Genomic DNA, 21,813 nt, shown 5'->3' with positions numbered 1-21,813 from the left:
GCGCGGTCGCTTAGGATCGGCGTTCCCCTACCGTATCGGCGTCCTTCGAGAGAGATGGAGGCTGCATGGGCACCAGCGCCGCGCTGCGCGACACGGCTCTCGACCGTCTGGCGATCAACACCATCCGCTTTCTGGCGCTCGACGCGGTCGAGAAGGCCAAGTCCGGTCATCCGGGAATGCCGATGGGAATGGCGGACGTCGCCTATCTCCTGTGGACCCGCTACCTGCGCTACCAGCCGCAGGAACCGGAATGGCCGGATCGCGACCGCTTCGTCCTGTCGGCGGGCCACGGCTCCATGCTGCTCTACGCCATGCTCCATCTCACCGGCTACGACCTGCCGATCGAGGAGCTGATGCGCTTCCGCCAGCTCGGGAGCCGCACCCCCGGACATCCGGAAAAGAGCAAGGACCCGGGGATCGAGACCACCACCGGACCGCTCGGGCAGGGCTTCGGCAACGGCGTCGGCATGGCGCTGGCCGCGAAGATGATGGCCACCCGCTTCAACAGCGACGACTTCGCGCCGGTCACGCACCGGGTGTTCGGCATCGTGAGCGACGGCGACCTCATGGAAGGCATCGCTTCCGAGGCGGCGTCGCTCGCGGGGCACTGGGGCCTCGGCAACCTGGTCTACATTTACGACGACAACCACATCACGATCGAGGGCGACACGTCGCTGGCGTTCTCCGAGGACGCCGGGCGGCGCTTCGAGGCCTACGGCTGGCAGGTCTCGAAGGCCGATCCCTACGATCACGACGCGCTGGCTCGCGCCATCGACGCCGCGATCGCCGACACCGCGCGTCCCAGCCTGGTGATCACCCGCAGTCACATCGGTTACGGCGCGCCCAACAAGCAGGACACGCGCGAGGCGCACGGCGAGGCGCTCGGCCCCGAGGAAACCGCGGCGGCCAAGCGCGCGCTCGGATGGCCCGAGTCGCCTCCATTCCTGGTGCCGCCCGAAGTGCGCGCCGTGTTCGCGCGCCGCGCCGAGGAAGTGGCGCCCGAGGCGGACGCGTGGCGCCGGGAGCTCGCGCGCTGGAAGGAGCGCCATCCCGAGCGCGCCGCGCTCTGGGACGCGCATCTGTCGCGTCGCGTGCCCGGCGACATCATGGAGCAGCTGCTCGCCACGGCCCCGAGCGGCCCCGCCGCGACCCGCGCCCACGGCAATGCCGTGCTGCAGAAGGCGGCGGCGCTGGTGCCGGCTCTGGCCGGCGGGAGCGCGGACCTCGAGCCCTCCACCAAGACGCGGATCGCCGGCTCGCCCTCGGTCCAGAAGAGCGCCTATGAAGGGCGGAATCTGCACTTCGGCGTGCGCGAGCACGCCATGGCCGCGATCGCCAACGGCATGGCCCTGCACGGCACCTTCATCCCGTATGGAGCGTCGTTCCTGGTCTTCACCGACTACGCCCGCCCCTCGATCCGGCTCTCCGCGCTGATGGAGCAGCAGGTGATCTGGGTGTTCACGCACGACAGCGTGTTCCTGGGCGAGGACGGGCCGACGCACCAGCCCATCGAGCACCTGGGCTCGCTGCGCATGATTCCTCACCTGCTGGTGATCCGCCCCGCCGACGGCCTCGAGACCGCGGGTGCGTGGGGGCTGGCGCTCGAGCGCCGCGACGCACCCACGCTGATGGCGCTCACGCGCCAGAACCTCCCGGCGCTCGAGCGTTCCCGTCCGCTCACATCCGCGGACGTGCGCCGCGGCGCCTATCTGCTGCGCGACGCGTCGCGACCCGATCCGGTCACGCTGATCGCCACGGGCTCCGAGGTCTGGGTGGCGGTCGAAGCGGCGAAGAAGCTCGAAGCCGGAGGGGTCGGCGCGCGCGTCGTGAGCGCACCCGCACCCCAGCTGCTGCTGGAGGAAAAGGCGGATACGATCGAGTCCCTGCTCGGCCCGGCGCGGCGGCGCGTCTCGCTCGAAGCCGGGGCTACCGGCTGGTGGTACCGGTTCGTCGGTCTCGACGGTCTGGCGATCGGCGTGGATCGCTTTGGAGCTTCTGCGCCTTATCCGGCGCTTCAGGAGCACTTCGGACTGACGCCGGATCGAGTCGCGGATCGGGTGCTGGAGTGGGCACGGCGCTGAGATCGTGATCGTCGCCACGCTCCATGGCGTTCCACGACTCCTGCTCGGCGCGTACGCTCCATAGATCCGCGAGCCACTCGAGGAACTCCATCGTCGCCTGCGGACCTGCCAGGTGATGGGGCGCGTCGAGATGGCGCGGTCCGACGGCCACCGCGATTCCACCCAGCTCCTGCACCAGGGCGAGGGCGGGCAGGTCATTGGCGTCGTCACCCATGCCAACCAGCAATCGTTCGGGATCACGCCGCCCCAGCCAGCGCCTGAGCGCCGCGGCCTTGTCGGGCGAGCCGGCGGGACGCAGCTCGTGCACCATCAGACCCTGCGTGATCTCCAGCCCTCGATGATGGATGGCGAGCAACTGATTCAATCCCGCCAGGAAATCGTGGCGCGGCGCCGCGGCAACGGCGCGATAGTGCACCGAGTAGGCGGGACTCTTGTCCTCGATCCAGGCGCCTGGATAGAAGCGACACCATCCCTCGATCTCGTCGACGAGGGACAGGTCGATGCGCCCATCGAAGTGGAGGCGCCGCCGCCCATCCGGATCGCGGCTCTCCAATCCCGAGAGCCCCACCACGTGCAAAGACGGGATGGCGAGGTGGCGCTCCAGATCGTCGAGCCGGCGGCCCGACAACACCGCGACCCGCACGCGCGGCAGCTCAGAAAGGCGCGACAACGCCTGGCGCATGCGGTCCGAGAGCACGGTCTGGCGCGGGTGGGCCACGATGGGCACCAACGTGCCGTCGAAGTCCGTCGCAAGATCGAGGCCCCGCGCGCTCGGCAGCAATGCACCCACGGCCGAGCGGAGCTGGCCTCCTAGCGTGGGATGCACGGAGCCAGCATGGCGAGTGATCGCGGGCCGGGTCAACCCGGCGTCCGGATCATCCGGACGCGATGTCGCGCAACACCGCGTCCTCACGCAAGAAGCGCGTGCCTGCGAGAATGTTCACATTTGCATCCCCCTTGCTGGAAGGGCATGCTTCCAATCCTCCCCACGCCGCCGGAGGCTTCGCATGGAGTTGGACCGCGTCCGATCGGCGTTGAGCCGTGCTGCCGTCCGCACCCAGAAACGCAGCGATGGACCGCCGAGGACCACACGAGGCGATCTCGCCAATTGGGCAAAGGCCCATCTGGCGGGGCGCAGCATGGTCGTGGCGTCCAACCGCGAGCCGTATTCGCACCAGTACGCCGGGGACGAGATCCGCGCGGTGCGCAACGCGGGCGGACTGACGGTGGCGCTCGACGCCGTGATGCAGGCCCTCGGAGGCACCTGGGTCGCTCATGGCAGCGGGGATGCCGACCGGACCGTGGTGGACGATCGCGACCACGTCCCCTGCCCGCCCGAGCGGCCGCGCTACGCGCTGCGCCGGCTGTGGCTGACTCGCGAGGACCACGCCCGCTACTACTCCGGCTTCTCGAACTCGGCGCTGTGGCCGCTCTGCCACATCGCCTACGTGCGCCCGCGCTTCAATCTCGCCGACTGGCGGCGATACCAGGACGTCAACGCGCGCTTCGCGTCCGCCATTCTCGAAGAGATCCGCGACCAGCCTGCCTTCGTGTTCATCCAGGACTACCATCTGGCGCTGGCGGCCGCATCGCTCCGCGAGGCGAGGCCCGATCTCCAGACCGCGCTCTTCTGGCACATCCCGTGGCCCAACGCCGAAGTGTTCCGGCGTCTTCCCTGGGGGCGCGAGATTCTCGAAGGCATGCTGGCCAACGATCTCGTCGGCTTCCACATCCGGCCGCACGCCCGCAACTTCCTGGACACCGTGGCCGAGACGCTCGAAGCGCGTGTCGATCACGAGCGCCTGGCGGTGGAGCGCGGAGGCCGCCGCACCTGGGTGCGCCACTTCCCGATCGCGGTCGACGCCGACGAGATCGGCGCGCTGGTCGATTCGGGGCCCGCGGTCGAAGGCGAGAAGTCGCTCCGCGAGCGGCTCGGACTCCACGACTGCAAGATCGGGCTGGGCGTGGATCGTCTCGACTACACCAAGGGCATCCCCGAGCGCCTCGAAGGACTCGAGCGCCTGTTCGAGAAGTACCCGGAGTGGATCGGGCGCTTCGCGTTCATCCAGATCGGCACGCCGTCGCGGATCGAGCTGGCCGAGTATCGCCAGGTGATGACCCGGACACGAGCCTTGACGAAGCGCATCAACCAGCGCTTTCCTCGCGACGGTGGACCGACGGTCCACCTGATCGAAGCCAACCTCGACTTCCATCAATTGCTGCCCTACTACCGCGTGGCGGATCTGTGCGCCGTCACCTCGCTCCACGACGGCATGAACCTGGTGGCCAAGGAATATGTCGCGGCATCTCCCGACCTCGAGGGCGCGCTCATCCTTTCGCCCTTCACCGGCGCGGCGCGCGAGCTGGAGCGCGCCTGGATCGCCACGCCGTTCGACCGCGATGGACTCGCCGACACCTACCACGCGGCGCTCTCCGAGCCCCCCGAGGCCCGCCGCGACCGGATGGCGGCATTGCGTGAAACCGTGCTGCGACGCAACATCTTCGACTGGACGATCTCGGTGCTCGATTCGGCGGTGAGCCTTGGGCTCCGCCGCCAACCCTCCGAGCCGGTGGAGCCTTCGGAAACGACGGCGCCTCCGGCATAGAATGGCCGCCAACGGGAGGTGACGAGATGGTGATGATCATCCTGGCGTCGCGGGCGTGGGACGATCTCATGCTCCGCCTCGACGCGATGTTCAGCGGAGCGACCGAAGGAATCCTCACCTTCCTGCTCGCCGTGCTGGTCGGCCTGGTGGGCTGGATGGTGGCCGCGATCGTCGCGACCCTGGTTCGCCTGCTGCTGAGGGCGTTGCGCTTCAACGAAGGCGTGCGCGGACTCGCCGGCGGCGGAACGCGGGGGCAGGAACCGGCGGCGCTCGCCGCATGGGCGATCTATTGGGTGCTGATCGCGGTGGCGCTGATCCTGGCGCTCGACACCATGGGCCTTCGTCTGGCCGAGGCCGTGACGGTTCGCCTCGGCGAGGTGCTGCCGCGCATCGTGGCCGCGGGTTTCCTGCTCGCCATCGGCGTGCTCGTGGCCGTGCTGCTGGGCGCGCTCACCCGCCGCTTCTTCGACACCGCGGGCCTGCGCGGCGGACGGCTGCGCGGACAGGCGGTGACCGTGGTGCTCACCGGCTTCGCGGTGCTGGTCGCGCTGGAGCAGCTCGGGCTCGCCGCGCAGTTCATCATGGCGATCGGTCTGATCGCGCTGGCCTCGGTCGGCCTGGCGCTCGGCCTGGCGTTCGGACTCGGCTGCCGCGACCTGGCACGCGACTTCGTGATCGAATACCTGCGCTCGATGGAAGAGCAGGGCCCGCAACGCCCCGCATGACGCCTTCCTCACCCGGCTACGAGCTGCGCTCGGTCGTCCACCTCGTGCGTCCCACGGGGGTGCGCGCGTGCAACCTCGACCAGCTGCGGACCGGCATCCAGGAGGCGCCTGAGCGCTCCCTGTTCTTCCACGCGCGGCATCATCAGCTCCGCCATCCGGCCAGCGAAGAGCCGGCCCATGACGATTTCAGCGCCTGGGTGAACGGTGTGCTCCAGGACCGGGAGACCGCCGAGCGCATCTCGTTCGCGGTGCAGAATCGCGCGGAATCGCCGGAGGTCCTTCGGGCGGCGCTGGTCGAAGTATTGAACCGAATGCCGGAGTCCGGACGCTTGAGCCACGCGATCCAGTCCGAGAGCGAGTTCGTGTTCCTGCTGGCCGAATCGGTGCCGCTGTCGACCGGCGTGTTCGCGGCCACTGCTCGCGAGTTGGTGCACGCGCTCGTGGCCGCCGACGCCAGCGTGTGGTTCTACCACCTGGTCGAGCAGCCGTGGTTTCCGGATGGCGTGTCGATCGACCAGTGGCTGGTGGCGCGCGACGAGACGCAGATGGCCGACTGGCTCCGCGAAGGCGCCAACTCCGGCCGGCCGATCGAAGTCATGCGGCGCCGCCTGTTGCAGCGCTGGCGCCGCAGCCGCATCGGACGACGCGTCAGCGAGGCCGCCACGGCGCCCGAGGACACGCGCCGCGAGGCCGGGCGCGCCACGGTCGCGCGCCTGGTGCGCCGCATCACGAAGACGGATCCGCCGGCGTGACGCTGGTGGCGGTCCGCCAGGAAGGCCCTTCGCTCATCGAGGGCTACCGCAGCGTCGTGGGCGACGGACCCATTCGCGTGCTCGAGGCTCTGGCGCGCAAGCTGCGCGGGCACCGCGTGGTGATGGTGAACTCCACGGCCACCGGCGGCGGCGTGGCCGAGATCCTGCACCGGCTGGTGCGGCTGATGAACGAGCTGGACATCCCCACGAGCTGGGAAGTGATGCCGGGCGACTCCCGCTTCTATGGAATCACGAAGGCCATCCACAACGGGCTCCACGGATGGCCGGCGTCGCTCAACAACGAAGACCACGACTACTACATCGAGGTGAATCGCCGGGCCGCCGAAAAGCTGGCGCTGGATGGGGACCTGGTGATGATCCACGATCCCCAGCCGGCCGCGCTGTGCGAGTTGCGCCGCCGGGCGGGCCAGCGCTGGGTGTGGCGCTGCCACATCGATCTGTCGAATGCCGATCCCGCGGTGTGGGACTTCGTCGCTCCGCGGGTCTCCACGTACGACGCCGCCGTGTTCTCGCACGTCACGTTCGTCCCGCCGCTTCCGGTTCCCGCCTATCTGGCGCCGCCTTCGATCGACCCGCTCTCCGACAAGAACCGCGAGCTCGACCCTGACGAGATCCAGGCGCTCCTCGATCCGTTCGATCTTCCCTCCCGCAAGCCGCTCGTGACCCAGGTGTCACGGTTCGATCGCATCAAGGATCCGATCGGCGTCGTGGAGGCGTTCCTGCTCGCGCGCAAGCGGGTGGATGCGCACCTCGTCCTGGCCGGCGGCACCGCCGACGACGATCCCGAAGGCGCCGAGGTCCTCGCCGAAGTCCGCGCCAAGGTGGAGAAGCGCCGCGACGTCTCGGTGCTGCTGCTGCCGCCCGATGCCCACCTCGTGATCAACGCTCTGCAGCGTCGCTCCACGGTCGTGGTGCAGAAATCGCTGCGCGAGGGGTTCGCGCTCACCGTGTCCGAGGCGCTGTGGAAGCGGCGCGGCGTCGTCGCCGGCGCCGTCGGCGGAATCCCGCTGCAGGTGGTGCACGAGCGCACCGGGCTCCTCACCCGCTCGGTGGAAGGCTGTGCCTATCAGATGACGCGGCTCTTGAGGTCACCCGAGATGCGGCGGCGCCTGGGCAGCGCCGGGCGCGAGCACGTGCGGGACAATTTCCTACACCCGCGCGAGGCGCGCGACTACCTGGCGTTGTTCGCGCGGTTGTTGTAGCCGCGACTACCTTCCCGCCGCGCGAGCCGCGGCGTGGCGGCGCACGATGGTGCGAGCGACCAGCGTCCCGATGCAGGCGCCGGCGATGATGTCCGAAGGCCAGTGTTCGTTCGAGTCTACCCGCTGCAACGAGACGGCGGTCGCCACCGAGTAGTAGAGAGCCCGCAGCCAGTTCGAGCGTGTGTGATACGAGGCGACGGTCGCCACTTCGAACACCACCGAAGCGTGTCCAGAGGGGAACGAGTCGCCTTCCCTGAATTCGAAGTTGTAGGGCCCCTTCCCATCGGTCGGGCGCGTGCGCCCCACGGATTGCTCGATGATCTGGCGCAAGACCCCGGTGATCAGGTGGGACTCGAGAACCTCGGACGTCACCTGGGTCACCGTGTCCCACCGCATCAGATAACCGATCGCCAGACCCGTCGCCCAGTACGGCGCGGTGGTGCCGATCAACCCGAGCTCCTCGAGATGGTGACCTGGCTCGACCAACGCGTCGTATGCGCCTGCGTCATCGTTTCGGTGGAAGGCATCGAGGATCTCCTGATCGTACGCGTACACGATCCCCGTGGCGCCAAGCGCGGCCAGAGTCCACATCGCGTCCGATCCATCCATGTGGAAGGGTCCGGTCACCACCGCCATGGCGTCTCCGCCGGCCACCTTCACGCCACGCCACATGTCCTTCGCGGGTTTGAGGTCCTTGAACGACCGGTGGCGATCCGGCGTCGCGGATGCGGCCACGGTATCCGTCACCGTCGTGTCGTAGGGGACCGCGTCCTGGACCAGAATGACGGGATCGACCCACGAGAGACCGTCGTGCGGCATGGCCAGAGCCGGCCCGCTCGCCGCCGCGAGGATCGCGAGGCCCAGGACCAGTCGAAAGACCCGGTTCACGGCTCTAACGTCCGGTCGCAACCGCCGCGGTCTGAAGCCGGCGCTCGAGCGTCTCCAGCTCGCCGTGCAGCTGTTTCGGGAGCTTCGAGCCGAAACGCTCGTAGTGATTCTTGATCTGCGGGATGTCGCCGAGCCAGCCGTCCACGTCGACCCGGAGCAGCTCGGCGACCTCGCGCTCGCCGATGCCGAGCCCAAAGATATCGAGCGAGCCCGGCGCCGGCAGGTTGCCGATCGGCGTCTCCACCGCCTTGGCGTCCGCAGTCACGCGCTCGAACACCCACTTGAGCACGCGGCAGTTGTCGCCGTAACCCGGCCACAGGAATTTCCCGTCACCGCCCTTCCGGAACCAATTGACGTAGAAGATGCGAGGCAGCTTCTCGGCATCGGCCTGCTCACCGACCGTGAGCCAGTGCTCGAAGTAGTCGCCCATGTGGTAGCCACAGAACGGCAGCATGGCGAAGGGATCGAACCGCAGCGTGCCCACGGCGCCCGCCGCCGCCGCCGTGGTCTCGCTCCCCATGATCGAGCCGAGGAAGACGCCGTGCTGCCAATTGCGCGACTCGTTGACCAACGGGATCACGCTGCCTCGCCGCCCTCCGAACAAGATCGCCGCGATCGGCACTCCGGCCGGATTCTCCCACTCCGGTGAGATCACCGGGCACTGGCGCGCGGGGACCGTGAAGCGCGCGTTGGGGTGCGCCGACTTCCGCCGGTCGGAAGGGGTCCAGCGCCTCCGCAGCCAGTCGGTCACCTCGACCGGAACCTCGTCGCTCATCTCATCCCACCACACGTCCCCGTCCGGCGTGATCGCGCAGTTGGTGAAGACCGCGTTGGACGAGGCGGTGGCCAGCGCGTTCGGATTCGTCTTGCGGCTGGTGCCGGGAGCAACGCCGAAGAAGCCGGCCTCGGGGTTGATGGCGTGGAGGCGCCCATCCGTCCCGAACTTCATCCAGGCGATGTCGTCGCCCACCGTCTCCACCTTCCAGCCGGGAAGCGTGGGCGTCATCATCGCGAGGTTGGTCTTGCCGCACGCGGAGGGGAACGCGGCGGCCACGTAGATCTTTTCGCCCTCCGGATCGGTCAGGCCGAGGATCAGCATGTGCTCGGCAAGCCAGCCTTCGTCCCGGGCCTGAACCGAGGCGATGCGCAGCGCGTGGCACTTCTTGCCGAGCAGCGCGTTGCCGCCATAGCCCGAGCCATACGACCAGATCTCCCGCTCCTCCGGAAAGTGGCAGATGTACTTGTTCTCGGCGTTGCAGGGCCAGGGCGCGTCGGGCGATTTGTCGTCGAGCGGGACCCCGAGCGAGTGGAGACCGCGGACGAACTCGCCGTCGCCGCCGAGCGATTCGAGCACGCGGGCGCCCACCCGCGCCATCACGTGCATGCTCGCCACGACGTAAGGCGAATCGCTGATCTCGACGCCGATCTTGGCGATCGGCGAGCCGATCGGGCCCATGCTGTAGGGGATCACGTACATCGTGCGCCCCTTCATCGACCCTTCGAAGAGCTGGGCGAGCGTGCGCCTCATCTCGGACGGCTCGCGCCAGTGATTCGTGGGACCGGCGTCGTCCTGGCTCTTCGAGCAGATGAAGGTGAATTCCTCGACCCGCGCCACGTCGGCGGGATCGGAACGCACCAGGATGCTGTTGGGACGCCGGGTCGGATCCAGCCACTGCGCGGTTCCGGTATGGACGAGCAGGTTCAGCATGCTCTGGTACTCGCGCTCGGAGCCGTCGCACCACACGACACGGTCGGGCTGGCACAGCATGGCGGTCTCGTTCACCCAGGCTTCGAGCGTCTTGTGCTTGGTCATGGGCCTGCTTTCCAGTGCTGTGCGGCCGTCTGGGGTCAGGGCCAGAGGCCCTCAGGGACATCGAAAGGCGCGCGATTGTAGGCGGCCGAGAGTCGCGCGGGCAAGCGTGACGCGACACTTGCAACCGCTGGCCGGAGCGGCGCATCTTTGGTAGCGGATCGACGCCATCCAACGGAGGGACCATGGCGAGACGCGCGAAAAAGGCCGCTGGCACCAAGCCAAGGACGCGCCGGCAGCCCTCGGCCCGAGCCCGGCGATCGAAGCTCGCGCGCCCGAAGAGCACGCGATCGAAGGCAGGCTCGGGCCCGAAGCGGACCGCGACCCCGGCTCGCCGACCGGTCTCCGTGTCCAGAGCACGCCACGGCCAGAGCTCCAGCGCCATCGGCTTCCTCAACCAGCACATGGACTACACCTCGCACTCGATGGAAGACGTGAAGCGGTTCTACACCGAGCTGCTCGGCTTTCACGACTTCGAATTCGACGCCAAGGACCAGTACCTCTCTGTCCGCACCGGCGCCTCGTCGAGCCTGGGCTTCATGCCCCCGGCGCCGGGTCCTCCCGAGCAGTGGCGGCCGCCTCGCGAGCCGGCCATCTACCTCGAGGTGGACGACGTGGATCGCGCGCACCGAGATCTGGTCGCGCGCGGCGTGACGTTTCAACAGCCCCCCATGGACATGCCCTGGAACCATCGCGTGGCGATCCTTCGCGACCCCGAAGGCCGAACCATCATGCTGGCGCAGAAGATCGTGGCCGGCAGAATGCGCACCGGGAGGTGACGATGAAGAAGACGCGAGCCGAGCAGCTGCTCGATCTGGGCCAGAGCGTATGGCTCGACTACATCCGCCGCGGCCAGCTGCGCTCGGGAGAGTTCGACCAGCTGGTTCGACAAGGTGTGGTGGGCGTGACATCGAATCCGACCATCTTCCAGATCTCGATCGCCCAGAGCCAGGATTACGACCATGCGATCCAGGCCGGCGCAGGGCGCGGGCTGGAAGGCGTGGCCTTGTTCGAGAGCCTGGCCATCGAGGACATCCAGGACGCATGCGACCGTCTGCGGCCGGTCTGGGAGCGCACCGGCGGACGTGACGGCCGGGTGAGCATCGAGGTCAATCCGCATCTCGCCCACGACACGCCGGGCACGATCGACGAGGCGCGCCGGCTGCACCACAACGTGTCGCGGGACAACGTGATGGTCAAGGTCCCCGCCACGCTCGAAGGCCTGCCCGCGATCGCCACCCTGATCGGCGAAGGCATCTGCATCAACGTGACGCTGATCTTCTCGCTGGCCCGCTACCAGCAGGTGATGGAAGCCTGGCTCTCGGGGCTCGAGGCTCTGGCGGCTCGCGGCGCTTCGCTGGAAGCGATGCGCTCGGTGGCGTCGTTCTTCGTTTCCCGCGTGGACACCAAGGTGGATCACGCGATCGACGAATCCGTCGCGGCGCGCCCCGACGGACCGGAGAAGGACGAGCTGCTGTCACTGAAGGGGAAGGCGGCGGTGGCCAACGCCCGCCTCGCCTACGCCCGCTTCCTCCAGACCCTCCGCTCGCCACGGTTCCAGGCGCTCGCGGAGCGCGGCGCCCATCCTCAGCGCCCGCTATGGGCATCGACCAGCACCAAGAATCCGGCGTACCGGGACGTGATCTACGTCGAAGAGCTGATCGGCCGCGACACCGTCAACACCATGCCGCCGCAGACGCTGGCCGCGTTCAACGACCACGGCGTGGTGGAAGAGCGGCTGAGCCGCGATCTCGATGAAGCCGAGGCGGTCTTCAGCCGTCTGCCGCAGCTCGGCATCCCGCTCGAAGCGCTGATCGCTCAGCTCGAGCCGGAAGGCGTGGCCTCGTTCTCGAAGTCCTTCGATTCGCTGATCGAATCCCTGGAGAGCAAACGGCGGGAACTCGTGACGTGAGCCGCGTCGAGCTGACGCTGCCTCCAGACCAGGAGCGCGCGGTGCGAGTGAGGCTCGCCCGGCTCGACGCGGAAGGCTTCGCCGCTCGTCTCGAGCGTCGGGACGAGAGCCTGTGGAGCGACGATCCCGAGCATCGGAAGATCGCCCGGAACCGCCTCGGCTGGCTGGGCGTCCCGGCGACGATGCGGGCGCAGACCGGCGCCTTCCGGGACTTCGCGGCCGATGTGCGCTCGGAGGGATTCGAGCGCGTGGTCCTGCTCGGCATGGGCGGTTCGAGCCTCGCCCCCGAGGTGCTCCGGCGCGCGCTCGGCGTGGCGCCGGGTTTCCTCGACCTCGAGGTGCTGGACAGCACGTCGCCCGCCGCCGTGCGGGAGGTCCTCGCGCGCGGCGCTCCGTCGACCACGCTCTTCCTGGTGTCGTCCAAGTCCGGCGCCACGGTCGAGGTGAGCTGCTTCGAGCGGGTCGCCTTCTCGTGGGTCCAGAAAGCGCGCGGCGCGAGCGCCGGACGCTCGTTCGTCGCCATCACCGATGCCGGCACTCCGCTCGAGCGTCTCGCGCGCGAGCGTGTCTACCGGCGCGTGTTCCTGAATCCGCCCGACATCGGCGGTCGCTATTCCGCGCTGTCCTCCTTCGGGCTCGTGCCCGCGGCCTTGATCGGGGCGGATCTCGACGCCTTGCTGGACTCGGCGCTGGCCGAGTCTCGCGAGAGCGGCGCGCCCGTCGGCGCCGAGCAGAACGGCGCCCTTCGACTGGGCGCAACGCTCGGCGAGCTCGCGCTCATGGGACGCGACAAGGTGACGCTGGTCCTGGGCCATCCTTTCGAGGCGCTGGGATCCTGGATCGAGCAGCTCCTGGCGGAAAGCACCGGCAAGCAGGGCTTGGGGCTGGTGCCGGTGGTCGACGAGGCGCTGGCCCCGCCCGAGGCGTACGGCGAGGATCGCGTGTTCGTCGTCATCACCTCGGCACCCACGCCTGACGTGACGCGACGTCTCGCGGCGCTTCAGCAGGCCGGTCATCCGATCATCTCGTGGTCGCGGCACGACGCCGTCGAGCTCGGCGCGGAGTTCATGCGCTGGGAGAAGGCGACGGCGGTGGCCGGCGCCGTGCTCGGGATCGATCCCTTCGACGAGCCCAACGTTGCGGAAGCCAAGCAGGCGACCCGGTCGGTGCTCGACGACTTCGCCCGCGAGGGCGCGCTGCCGGTGGTCGAATCGGTTGCCGCGGCGGGCGGACTCACGGTCGCGGCGCCCGACGACCTGGCCCGGTCACTGCGCACTCGGCTTTCGGATCCGGCCGATCCGGGCTCGTGGCCCGCGGCGTTGACCGGCGCCGGGGAGCCAGGCGACTACTATGCGATCCTCGCTTACTTCCACTCCACTCCTGAGCGCCTCGAACGGCTCGCGCGCCTCCGGGAGCTGGTTCGTCTGCACACCGGGCTGGCCACCACGCTCGGGTTCGGGCCTCGGTATCTGCACTCCACCGGACAACTCCACAAAGGCGGCGGAAACCGCGGCATCTTCCTACAGCTCGTCGCCGAGGAAGGGGATCTGGAGATCCCGGGAGAGCCGTACGGGTTCCATACCTTGCTGTGGGCTCAGGGCCTAGGCGATTACCAGGTGCTCGCGCGCCACGGCCGGCGCGTGTTGCGACTGAACCTCGGGGGCGAGATCGAGCGCGGGCTCGATGTCCTGGCCGAGGCAATTTCTGCCGCCCGACGCCCCTGATCGCTCGCGGACAGGGGGGTCGCCGCGTTATCATCGACGCCTCTCGCGAGGGCCTCTCTCATGGAACGCTGGAAGCCGAGCTTGTTGCTGCTTGCCGTCGCCGCGGTCTTGATCTCAGCGGCCCCTTCGGGTCAGCCGGGGATCGAGGTGTTGCGCCGCGCGGCCTCGAATTATCGCGCCGCCACGTCCTTCTGGATCGAGGGCGACATCCAGGCCGACGCCCGTGCCGGGACCAAGCAGCAGTCGACGAACGCGAGCTTCGTGGTCGCGGTCGGAGAAGGGAACCGCCTCCACGATGAGCTGAATCATCCTCAGGCGGGCGTCGCCAGGATCTCCGACGGCAAGCAGACCTGGATCTACATGACGTCGACCAATCAGTACGCGCGCAAGGACGGCGCCGACGTGATCGACCTCGACAAGCCGCTGAACAACGGCGGCATGCTGCCGGTGCTCGTGCAGCACCTGCGCGGCCTCGCGACCGACGTCGAGACCGCCCAGGTATTCCCCGACGAGACCGTGCCTTTCGAAGGCAAGCAGCGCCGCTGCGTCGTGGTGGAGGTGTCCTACAAGCCCGCCGTCGGCGCGGCCGCGGGAACCCCGGGCGCTCACCGTACGTTCTGGATCGATCGCGAGCGCGATCTGGTCCTGCAGCAGAGGACGGAGTCGAGCACCAAGGCCCCGGATGGCACCGCGATCCAGCAAACGGAGACCTTCCGTTACACGAAGATCGCGATCAACGAACCGATCGACGCCTCGGTGTTCACCTTCGTGCCGCCGGCCGGCGCCAAGCAGGTGGAGCAGTTCGGTGGTGGCCGGCAAGCGGCGGCGGATCTTTCCGGTCAGCCCGCCAACGACTTCACGCTCTCGGATCTCGAGGGCAGGAAGCATCGCCTGAAGGACTTTCGCGGCAAGGTCGTCATGCTCGATTTCTGGGCCACCTGGTGCGGGCCATGCCGGCGACAGATGCCGCTGGTCGAGAAGCTCGGCACGGAGATGAAGGGCAAAGGACTCGTCACCTTCGCGGTCAATCAGGGGGAATCGTCCGAGACCGCGCGCAAGTTCCTCACCAAGAACAACTACGGCACCACCACGCTGCTCGATCAGAAATCCGAGGTCGGCCGCGCCTACAAGGTGTCGGGCATTCCGACCCTCGTGATCATCGACCGCGAAGGGAAGATCGCTGCCCACTACGTGGGCCTGAGGAACGAGGAGACGCTCCGCGCAGGATTGAAGAAGGCGGGCTTGTAGGCCTCTTCTAGCTCGCTCCCACTTCCGCGAACCAGCGCGCCGCCTCGGCGGGATCCACGTTCCCGCCGGAGAGGATCACGCCGACCTTCCTGCCGCGCGCCTCGACCATTCCGCTCATCAGCGCCGCGAGACCCAGCACACCGGTGGGCTCGACGATCAGCTTCATGCGTTCCCAGACGAAGCGCATCGCGCGCTTGAGCTCGATGTCTTCGACGGAAACCATGTCGTCGACCGAGCGGCGGATCAGCTCGAAGGTCAGGTTCCCGAGCGCAGGCGTGCGCGCCCCGTCGGCGATGGTGTCCGGATGCTCCACCTTCACCAGCTGCCCGGCCTTGAACGAGCGCACGCCGTCGTCTCCGGCCCGCGGCTCGACGCCGACGACGCGGCACCGAGGCGAAAGATGCTTGGCCGCCAGCGCGCAGCCCGAGATCAATCCTCCGCCTCCGACGGGAACCAGCAGCAGGTCGAGCGGCCCCGTCTCCTCGATCAGCTCCCACGCCGCCGTGCCTTGCCCGGTGACGATGTCGTGATGATCGAAGGGCGGCACCAGCGTGCGCCCGCGCTCGCGCGCCAGCCGCTCGGCCATGGCCTGGCGTTCCTCGCCCGCCTGGTCGTAGAAGACGACTTCGGCGCCGTAGCCACGGGTGGCCTCGAGCTTGGGCCAGGGCGCTACGCTCGGCATCACGATGGTCGCCGGAGCGCCGTGCAGTCGCGCCACCAGGGCCACGGCTTGCGCGTGGTTCCCCGACGAGAACGCGACGACGCCGCGCTGGCGATCGGCGTCCGACAGCCGCGAGATGAAGTGGTAGGCGCCGCGAAACTTGAACGCGCCCATCCGCTGCAGGTTCTCGCACTTGAGGAACACCTGAGCGCCTGTCCTGCGTTCGAGCGTCGCCGAGGTGGCGACCGGCGTCCTGTGCGCGACGCCTTGGAGCCGCTGGCGGGCCTCCTGCATGCGCTCGATCAGCGCATCCTTCGTGGGCGCTTCGATCACCGCTTGGCGCCCTTGCCCTCGGGTGCGTTCGTTCCCTCCAGGCCCGGCTCGGTCTGTCGCCTGGGGTCGAGCGCGGCGTCGATCTCCTGCGGGGACAGCGTGGTCATCTCCCGCGCCAGCTCACGCACGGGACGCTTCTCCTTGAACGAGCGCTTGGCGATCTCAGCCGCCTGGTCGTAGCCGATCAGCGGGTTGAGCGCGGTGGCCATGCTGGGCGAGCGCTCGACGTATTGCCGGCAGGTCTCCTCGTTGGCGATCGTGCCGGCGAGCGCCTTGTCGGCGAACACGCGCGCGGCCCCGCTCAGCAGGCGGATGCTCCCCAGGAGATCGAGCGCGATGAGCGGCAGCATCGTGTTGAGGTCGAGCTGTCCGAGCTGGGCGCCCAGCGTGATCGCGACATGGTGGCCGGTCACCTGCGCTCCCACCATGATCACCGCCTCGCAGATCACGGGATTGACCTTGCCCGGCATGATGCTCGACCCGGGCTGGATGGCCGGCAAGGTGATCTCACCCAGCCCACAGCCGGGACCGGAGTTCATGAGCCGCACATCGCCCGCGATCTTCATCAGTGACGCCGCCACGCTGTTGAGCGCCGCGCTCGCCCACAGAGCGCCGTCCTGCGCGCCCTGGGCCTCGAAGTGGTTCGGCGCTTCGACGAACGGCAGCCGGGTGTGGCGCGCGCACTCCTCGGCCACGCGCCGCGCGAATTCAGGATGCGTGTTGAGTCCGGTGCCGACCGCGGTGCCGCCAATCGCCAGCTCGCAGAGATCCGGCATCGCCGCCTCGACGCGCGCGATCCCGTGCCGCACCTGCGAGGCGTAGCCCGAGAACTCCTGGCCGAGACGGATGGGCGTGGCGTCCATCAGGTGCGTGCGCCCGGACTTGATCACGCCGTCGAATTCCTTCGCCTTGCGCTCCAGCGTCTCGGCCAGATGGCGGAGCGCGGGCAGCAGCTGCTGATCGATCTCGACCGCCGCCGAGAGGTGCAGCACGGTCGGAATCACGTCGTTGCTGCTCTGCCCGAGATTGACATGATCGTTGGGATGCACCTTGGGCGCGCCGTTCAGCAGCTCGGTGGCGCGGTGGGCGATCACCTCGTTGGCGTTCATGTTGGTGCTCGTGCCGCTCCCGGTCTGGAACACGTCGATCGGGAACTCGGCGTTCCACTTGCCCTCGGCGACCTCGCTGGCCGCCTGCTGAATCGCGTCCGCCATCTTCGCCGGCAGCAGGCCCAGATCGCGGTTGACCTTGGCGGCCGCCATCTTCAAAAAACCCAGAGATTGGATGAACGGTCTCGGCATCGGCTCGCCCGAGATCGGGAAGTTCTCCACCGCCCGCTGCGTCTGCGGGCCGTAGAGCGCGCTCGCCGGCACCTGCATCTCGCCCAGGCTGTCCTTTTCGGTCCGGAATTCACGGCTCATGCGTGCTCCTGTCTGGCTCGAGCGTCGAGGTGCTCGAACCCGCACAGCTCGACGCGGTTGTCGTCGGGATCGCTGAAGTAGATGGAATCCGCCTGCCAGAAGTCGAACGTGATCGGCCCTTCGACCTCGATGCCGAGCGACTCGATGCGCGCCTTCTCGCCCGCGATCTCGGATCGAGGAACGGCGATCGCGAAGTGCGCCGGGCCACCGGTGTGCGCCGCGCCGAAGCTGAGCGGGCGGCTCGTGAGCCCCAGCCGCGGCAGGCTCCCGGGTGCTCCCGTCCACAGCCACGCCCACTCGGGCGATGGCGTGCGCTCGACTTCCAGCCCCACCACGTCACGATAGAACGCGACTGCCCGCGGAACGTCGCGGACGCGCAGGATGAGTTCGGACAGACCGTATCGCGGCGGCATGACGACTGGGCATCGTACCACGCGACCCCGAGCGGCGCGGGCGGGCGAAGCCTACCGCGCGTGACGCTTGAGGAACTCCGCGATCGCCTGGTCCACCTCGGCCGCGTGATCCTCCATCACCAGAATCCCGCTCTGATCGAGCGCCATGGCCTGGGTGCGCCTGCGCTCGTCGAACACCCCCTTCCAGCCTTCGCTGAAGTAGCTGCCGAGGTAGGCGCGCGTCGTATCCGCGCGCAGCGCGGGCGTGAAGGTGGGCTCGATCAGCAGCAGGGGCTGATTCGACTTCGAGAGGCTCGGTCGCACGTCGGAGGCGTGGAACTCGCATAGATAACGGATCAGGACCGGAAGCGGCGGCGCATTCGCCCGGTCGGCGAACGTGCGACCGAGGGTGGAGTCGACCGAGAAGTCGGTGGCGACGAAGTTTCCACGGACCCAGGTCTGCCGCGTCACCGTCTTGAACCAGCGTGGCGCGAGGAACTGATCGACCATTGCAGTTCGCTTCTCGACCGTGAGCCCGCGCGGCCAGAAGCGGCTCGGCCGAGTCGGCTCGTAGAGCGCCGTTCCGGCCAGCAGGATCAGAGCCCGCGAAAGATCGGGATGCCGGGCCGCGACCTCGGTGGCCACCTGGGTGCCGTTCAGGTAGTGGCCGACCAGCACGGGCCGCTTGAGCTTGCGCTCACGAATGAGCGCCGCCACGGCCTCGACCGCCGCGCGTGTCCATGTCTGCTCGCCATAGCTCGTGCCCGCGGGCGGCATGGGCGGCGCCGCGGTCCCTTCGAAGCCCGGGAGCGTGACCGCCAGCATGTGATAACGCGCCTCGTTGCGGCGCATGAAGCTCTCGAACGCCGACGCGCCGAGACCGAAGCCGGAGACCAGCACCATGTCGATCGGCCCTTTGCCGCGTTCCACCACGGCGCCGAGCTTCCCGGGCGCGGCGGTCACGTAACCGGCATCGTGAGCGAGATTGTCGAGCGTGGAGTCCTGCGGCGCCTGAGCCTGCGCGGTCGACCCGCTGCAGGCGCCGGCGACCAGCGCGATCGCGAGCATGAGAACGCGTGCGTTCATGGTCGGGTCACTCCACGGGACGCCGTCACTCAGACCGGCAGGACCTCGAATCGGCTGGTGATCTTCGCCTTTCCTTCGAGCATGGCGTGCACGGAGCAGTACTTGGTGTCCGACAGCCGAATGGCGTCGGCGATGGCGGCGGGATTCAGGTTGCGGCCTCGGAGGCGATGGAACATCTCGATGTGGGTGAAGATGCGCGGGTACTCGGCGCGCCGCCGGCCCTCGACCACCACTTCGTAGCCGAGCACGACCTGGCGCTTCTTGCGGAGGATCTGCAGCACGTCGATCGCGGAGCAGCCGCCGAGCGCTACCAGCACCATCTGCACCGGGCTCGCCGCCTCGGGACTGGAGGTGTTGTCGACCGGGACCGTGGCGCCGCTCTCGAAGCGCACCGAGAAACGCTCCCCAGGCGCCTCGACCGTCTCGAGCACGACGCTCGCGCGGTAGCTCACGCGGCGCCTCCGCTTCCCGATGCCATCCGCTCAGGCTCCTCGCCGCGGCTCTCCTCCACGGTGCGCGGGGGCCGCAGCGATAGGTTCATCTCCTCGTCGCTCAGCACCTGACGGCGGCTCAGGATCTGAGACGAGTCGTGCTGGAAGACCAGATGCGTGAGGTGGTCGAGCCCGACCTCGATCTGCTTGCGCAGACCCACCATCTTGATCAGGTAGCTGGCCGCCCACACCAGCCACGCGAGGCGGCCCGAGAAGGGAATGCCGAAGAGATCGACGACGGAGCTGTGCTGTCCGAGCGAGATGATGTAGCCCGGCTCGTGGAAGCGGAACGGCTCGACACTCTTGGACTCCGCGCGCCGCACCAGCGCATGGCCCAGATAGCTCCCCATGGCGACCGCGGTCTGCGCCAGTCGCGGGTGAAAGCCGCCTTCCGGCTTGGCGGCCCCGGCCGAATCGCCGATGACGTACACGTCGTCGAGCGCGCGCCCGTCGGGTGAGAGCGCGCGGAAGAACTCGTCCACCCGGACCCGGCCGTCCTCCAGACGCTGCAGCGGCAGGCTCCTCACCAGATCGGGAGGACGCACGCCGGCGGTCCACAGGATGGTGAACGCCTCGACGAACTGCCCCGAGACGAGCCGCACGCACTTGCTCTGCACTCGGGCCACCGCCGCGTCGAGATGGACCCTCACGCCGCGCCGCTCGAGGAAGCGGAGCACATATTCCGAATGCGCGGGCCGCGCGGTGCGCACCAGGCGATCACTGGCTTCCAGCAACGTGATCGATAGATCGGATGCCGAGAGGCTGGGATAGTGCGGCAGCAACGTCTCCCTGGCCATCTCGATCAGCTCGGCCGCCACCTCCACACCGGTGACGCCTCCGCCGACGACGGCGAACGAGAGCAAACGGCGGCGCTGCTCCACGCTCTGCGCCTGCTCGGCCATCTCGAACAGCTCGACGACGCGCGCCCGGATCGTCATCGCGTCCACGATCGTCTTGAACGGAAGCGTGTGCTCGGAGGCACCGGGAACGTCGTAGTAGTCGGTGACGCTCCCGACCGCGATGACCAGGACGTCGAACGGGACGACGAGCTCGTTGTGGAGCCGCACTTCGCGTCGCGCCAGATCGACGGCGATCGCCTTGTTCTTGTGGAAGCGGATGTGCCGATGCCGGGCCATCTCGCGCAGGGGATAGACGATGTGCCGCGTCTCCACCGCGCCCACCGCCACCGCCGGGAGCAGCGGATTGAACTGGAAGAAATTCTCCTTGTCGATCAGGAGCGTGTCCCAGTACCCGAGCGCGTGGCGTGACCGCCCGACCGCTCGCGCGACATCGAGACCCCCGAAACCACCGCCCAGGATGAGAAGGCGCTTGCCCGCCATGACGTCTCGCAGGATATCACGTGCTTCGCGCGGCTCTGCCGATCGCTGATAACGTCACCGCATGCCGACGATCTCGGTGCTGATGCCGGTGCGGAATGCCGGCCCTTATCTCGGCGACGCCCTCGCCTCGCTGTGGCGCCAGACGCTGCGCGACTTCGAGGTGATCGCGGTGGACGACGGCTCGACCGACGGCTCGGGCGAGGCGCTCGAGCGTTGCGCCCGCCGCGAGCGGCGCCTGCGCGTGCGACGGCAGGAAGCGCGGGGCCTGCCGGCGGCGCTCAATGCCGGACTCGAAGAGGCGCAAGGCGGGCTGATCGCGCGCCATGATGCCGACGATGTCTCCCACGCCGAGCGCTTCGAGCGTCAGCACGACCTGCTCGTGACGAATCCCGGCGTCGCGGTGGTCGGCTGTCGCGTGGGACTACTGCCCCGCGGCTTCCGCGGCGCCGGCATGCGCCGCTGGGTGGGATGGCACAACCGCCTCGGCACACACCAGGCCATGGCCCGCGAGGCATTGGTCGACAGCCCGTTGGCGCACGGCACCGCCATGATCCGGCGCGTCGTGCTGGCGAATGCGTGCGGCTGGCGCGATCGCGGCTGGCCCGAGGACGTGGATCTCTGGCTGCGGCTGCTCGAAGCCGGGGCGCGCTTCGCGAAGGTGCCGCGCGTGTTGTACTGGTGGCGCCAGCACGCCGCGAGCGCTACGCACACCGATCCTCGATACGCTCAGGCTGCCTTCGACGCGCTCCGCATGGAAGCGCTGGAGCGGCGCCTGCTTCGTGGTTGCACCGCTCCGACGCTCATCGGTGTGGGCGCGAGCCTGGAACGATGGCGTGGAGTTCTCACCCGCGCTGGATACCAACCGAGGTGGCGCGCCATGGGCCGGCCTGCGGCCGGCGCCGCTTCCGGGCTCGTTCCACCCGTGCTGCTCGTATTCGGCGCGGCGCCGGCCCGCGAGCGCTGGCGCTCGATGCTTCGCTCTCAGGCATGGACGGAGGGCGCGGACTTCGCATTCATTGCCTGAGCTTGTATGAAGACGAACAAATCGCACATGATTCGCATTCATCTTGTTTGACATGCCGCCAGTCGCTATGGCGTAGTGGATTGTGCTTCGCACATG

The 21,813-nt window shown here is 68.6% G+C and carries 18 protein-coding genes and 1 pseudogene; 10 read left to right on the top strand and 9 right to left on the bottom strand.

Annotated features, from left to right (window positions below; translation table 11 throughout):
- The first annotated feature begins 65 nt into the window (after positions 1–65).
- Positions 66–2,081 (top strand): transketolase, encoded by a 2,016-nt coding sequence (tkt, locus tag VFQ05_17265; GenBank protein HET9328519.1) that lies wholly within the window; start codon positions 66–68, stop codon positions 2,079–2,081.
- A gap of 79 nt (positions 2,082–2,160) precedes the next feature.
- Here the strand turns inward: tkt and otsB are convergent.
- Positions 2,161–2,871, bottom strand: a pseudogene (otsB, locus tag VFQ05_17260) (trehalose-phosphatase).
- Between the two features lie 217 nt (positions 2,872–3,088).
- On the opposite strand from otsB, the gene VFQ05_17255 reads away from it, so the two are divergent.
- Genes VFQ05_17255 through VFQ05_17240 form a run of 4 tightly spaced genes read left to right on the top strand, consistent with a single transcriptional unit; the run spans position 3,089 to position 7,387 of the window.
- Positions 3,089–4,687: a trehalose-6-phosphate synthase gene (locus VFQ05_17255; GenBank protein HET9328518.1), complete on the top strand. Its 1,599-nt coding sequence runs from the start codon at positions 3,089–3,091 to the stop codon at positions 4,685–4,687.
- 26 nt (positions 4,688–4,713) lie between these two features.
- Positions 4,714–5,412 carry a hypothetical protein gene (locus VFQ05_17250; GenBank protein HET9328517.1) on the top strand — a complete coding sequence of 233 codons (699 nt, stop codon included), beginning with the start codon at positions 4,714–4,716 and terminating at the stop codon, positions 5,410–5,412.
- A complete protein-coding gene (locus VFQ05_17245; GenBank protein HET9328516.1) occupies positions 5,409–6,164 on the top strand; it encodes a DUF5752 family protein in 756 nt (251 codons plus the stop codon). Before VFQ05_17250 ends, VFQ05_17245 begins: the two co-directional genes overlap by 4 nt.
- Positions 6,161–7,387, top strand: a complete 1,227-nt coding sequence (locus VFQ05_17240; protein ID HET9328515.1) for a glycosyltransferase — start codon at positions 6,161–6,163, stop codon at positions 7,385–7,387. Before VFQ05_17245 ends, VFQ05_17240 begins: the two co-directional genes overlap by 4 nt.
- Positions 7,388–7,393: 6 nt before the next feature.
- Here the strand turns inward: VFQ05_17240 and VFQ05_17235 are convergent, their stop codons facing one another.
- Complete coding sequence (locus tag VFQ05_17235) at positions 7,394–8,275, bottom strand: phosphatase PAP2 family protein (GenBank protein ID HET9328514.1); 882 nt, start codon at positions 8,273–8,275, stop codon at positions 7,394–7,396.
- A gap of 4 nt (positions 8,276–8,279) precedes the next feature.
- Positions 8,280–10,103 (bottom strand): phosphoenolpyruvate carboxykinase (GTP), encoded by a 1,824-nt coding sequence (locus VFQ05_17230; GenBank protein ID HET9328513.1) that lies wholly within the window; start codon positions 10,101–10,103, stop codon positions 8,280–8,282.
- A gap of 329 nt (positions 10,104–10,432) precedes the next feature.
- Between VFQ05_17230 and VFQ05_17225 the strand changes: the two genes are divergently transcribed.
- From VFQ05_17225 to VFQ05_17210, 4 genes are read left to right on the top strand one after another with little or no spacing between them, the layout of a single operon-like run.
- Positions 10,433–10,864, top strand: a complete 432-nt coding sequence (locus VFQ05_17225; GenBank protein HET9328512.1) for a VOC family protein — start codon at positions 10,433–10,435, stop codon at positions 10,862–10,864.
- Between the two features lie 2 nt (positions 10,865–10,866).
- A complete protein-coding gene (gene tal / locus VFQ05_17220; protein ID HET9328511.1) occupies positions 10,867–11,997 on the top strand; it encodes a transaldolase in 1,131 nt (376 codons plus the stop codon).
- Positions 11,994–13,721, top strand: a complete 1,728-nt coding sequence (locus VFQ05_17215) for a glucose-6-phosphate isomerase (protein HET9328510.1) — start codon at positions 11,994–11,996, stop codon at positions 13,719–13,721. The genes tal and VFQ05_17215 overlap by 4 nt, the downstream gene beginning before the upstream one ends.
- 60 nt (positions 13,722–13,781) lie before the next feature.
- Positions 13,782–14,969: a redoxin domain-containing protein gene (locus VFQ05_17210; GenBank protein ID HET9328509.1), complete on the top strand. Its 1,188-nt coding sequence runs from the start codon at positions 13,782–13,784 to the stop codon at positions 14,967–14,969.
- Between the two features lie 7 nt (positions 14,970–14,976).
- Here the strand turns inward: VFQ05_17210 and VFQ05_17205 are convergent, their stop codons facing one another.
- Genes VFQ05_17205 through VFQ05_17180 form a run of 6 tightly spaced genes read right to left on the bottom strand, consistent with a single transcriptional unit; the run spans position 14,977 to position 20,693 of the window.
- Positions 14,977–15,963: a threo-3-hydroxy-L-aspartate ammonia-lyase gene (locus tag VFQ05_17205; protein ID HET9328508.1), complete on the bottom strand. Its 987-nt coding sequence runs from the start codon at positions 15,961–15,963 to the stop codon at positions 14,977–14,979.
- Positions 15,960–17,384, bottom strand: a complete 1,425-nt coding sequence (locus VFQ05_17200; protein HET9328507.1) for a class II fumarate hydratase — start codon at positions 17,382–17,384, stop codon at positions 15,960–15,962. The genes VFQ05_17205 and VFQ05_17200 overlap by 4 nt, the downstream gene beginning before the upstream one ends.
- Complete coding sequence (locus VFQ05_17195) at positions 17,381–17,797, bottom strand: VOC family protein (GenBank protein ID HET9328506.1); 417 nt, start codon at positions 17,795–17,797, stop codon at positions 17,381–17,383. Before VFQ05_17195 ends, VFQ05_17200 begins: the two co-directional genes overlap by 4 nt.
- A 51-nt stretch (positions 17,798–17,848) precedes the next feature.
- The gene (locus VFQ05_17190) at positions 17,849–18,862 is read right to left on the bottom strand and encodes an alpha/beta hydrolase (GenBank protein ID HET9328505.1); all 1,014 of its coding nucleotides are present in this window, start codon (positions 18,860–18,862) and stop codon (positions 17,849–17,851) included.
- Positions 18,863–18,891: 29 nt separating this feature from the next.
- Positions 18,892–19,314, bottom strand: coding sequence for an OsmC family protein (locus VFQ05_17185; protein HET9328504.1), 423 nt, complete (start codon positions 19,312–19,314; stop codon positions 18,892–18,894).
- Positions 19,311–20,693, bottom strand: coding sequence for an FAD-dependent oxidoreductase (locus VFQ05_17180; protein ID HET9328503.1), 1,383 nt, complete (start codon positions 20,691–20,693; stop codon positions 19,311–19,313). The genes VFQ05_17185 and VFQ05_17180 overlap by 4 nt, the downstream gene beginning before the upstream one ends.
- 61 nt (positions 20,694–20,754) lie before the next feature.
- On the opposite strand from VFQ05_17180, the gene VFQ05_17175 reads away from it, so the two are divergent.
- Complete coding sequence (locus tag VFQ05_17175; protein ID HET9328502.1) at positions 20,755–21,717, top strand: glycosyltransferase family 2 protein; 963 nt, start codon at positions 20,755–20,757, stop codon at positions 21,715–21,717.
- The last annotated feature ends 96 nt before the right edge of the window (positions 21,718–21,813 follow it).

Source organism: Candidatus Eisenbacteria bacterium (genome assembly GCA_035712145.1).
In the GTDB taxonomy this organism is placed as follows: domain Bacteria; phylum Eisenbacteria; class RBG-16-71-46; order RBG-16-71-46; family RBG-16-71-46; genus DASTBI01.
Note: the sequence above shows the minus strand (reverse complement) of the source record. Positions and strands in the feature narration are given on the sequence as shown.

Excerpts from the sequence above, each read along its gene's own strand:
- tkt (HET9328519.1), top strand. The coding sequence starts at position 66 with ATGGGCACCAGCGCCGCGCTGCGCGACACGGCTCTCGACCGTCTGGCG.
- VFQ05_17255 (HET9328518.1), top strand. The coding sequence starts at position 3,089 with ATGGAGTTGGACCGCGTCCGATCGGCGTTGAGCCGTGCTGCCGTCCGC.
- VFQ05_17250 (HET9328517.1), top strand. The coding sequence starts at position 4,714 with ATGGTGATGATCATCCTGGCGTCGCGGGCGTGGGACGATCTCATGCTC.
- VFQ05_17245 (HET9328516.1), top strand. The coding sequence starts at position 5,409 with ATGACGCCTTCCTCACCCGGCTACGAGCTGCGCTCGGTCGTCCACCTC.
- tal (HET9328511.1), top strand. The coding sequence starts at position 10,867 with ATGAAGAAGACGCGAGCCGAGCAGCTGCTCGATCTGGGCCAGAGCGTA.
- VFQ05_17210 (HET9328509.1), top strand. The coding sequence starts at position 13,782 with ATGGAACGCTGGAAGCCGAGCTTGTTGCTGCTTGCCGTCGCCGCGGTC.
- VFQ05_17200 (HET9328507.1), bottom strand. The coding sequence starts at position 17,384 with ATGAGCCGTGAATTCCGGACCGAAAAGGACAGCCTGGGCGAGATGCAG.
- VFQ05_17195 (HET9328506.1), bottom strand. The coding sequence starts at position 17,797 with ATGCCGCCGCGATACGGTCTGTCCGAACTCATCCTGCGCGTCCGCGAC.
- VFQ05_17190 (HET9328505.1), bottom strand. The coding sequence starts at position 18,862 with ATGAACGCACGCGTTCTCATGCTCGCGATCGCGCTGGTCGCCGGCGCC.
- VFQ05_17180 (HET9328503.1), bottom strand. The coding sequence starts at position 20,693 with ATGGCGGGCAAGCGCCTTCTCATCCTGGGCGGTGGTTTCGGGGGTCTC.
- VFQ05_17175 (HET9328502.1), top strand. The coding sequence starts at position 20,755 with ATGCCGACGATCTCGGTGCTGATGCCGGTGCGGAATGCCGGCCCTTAT.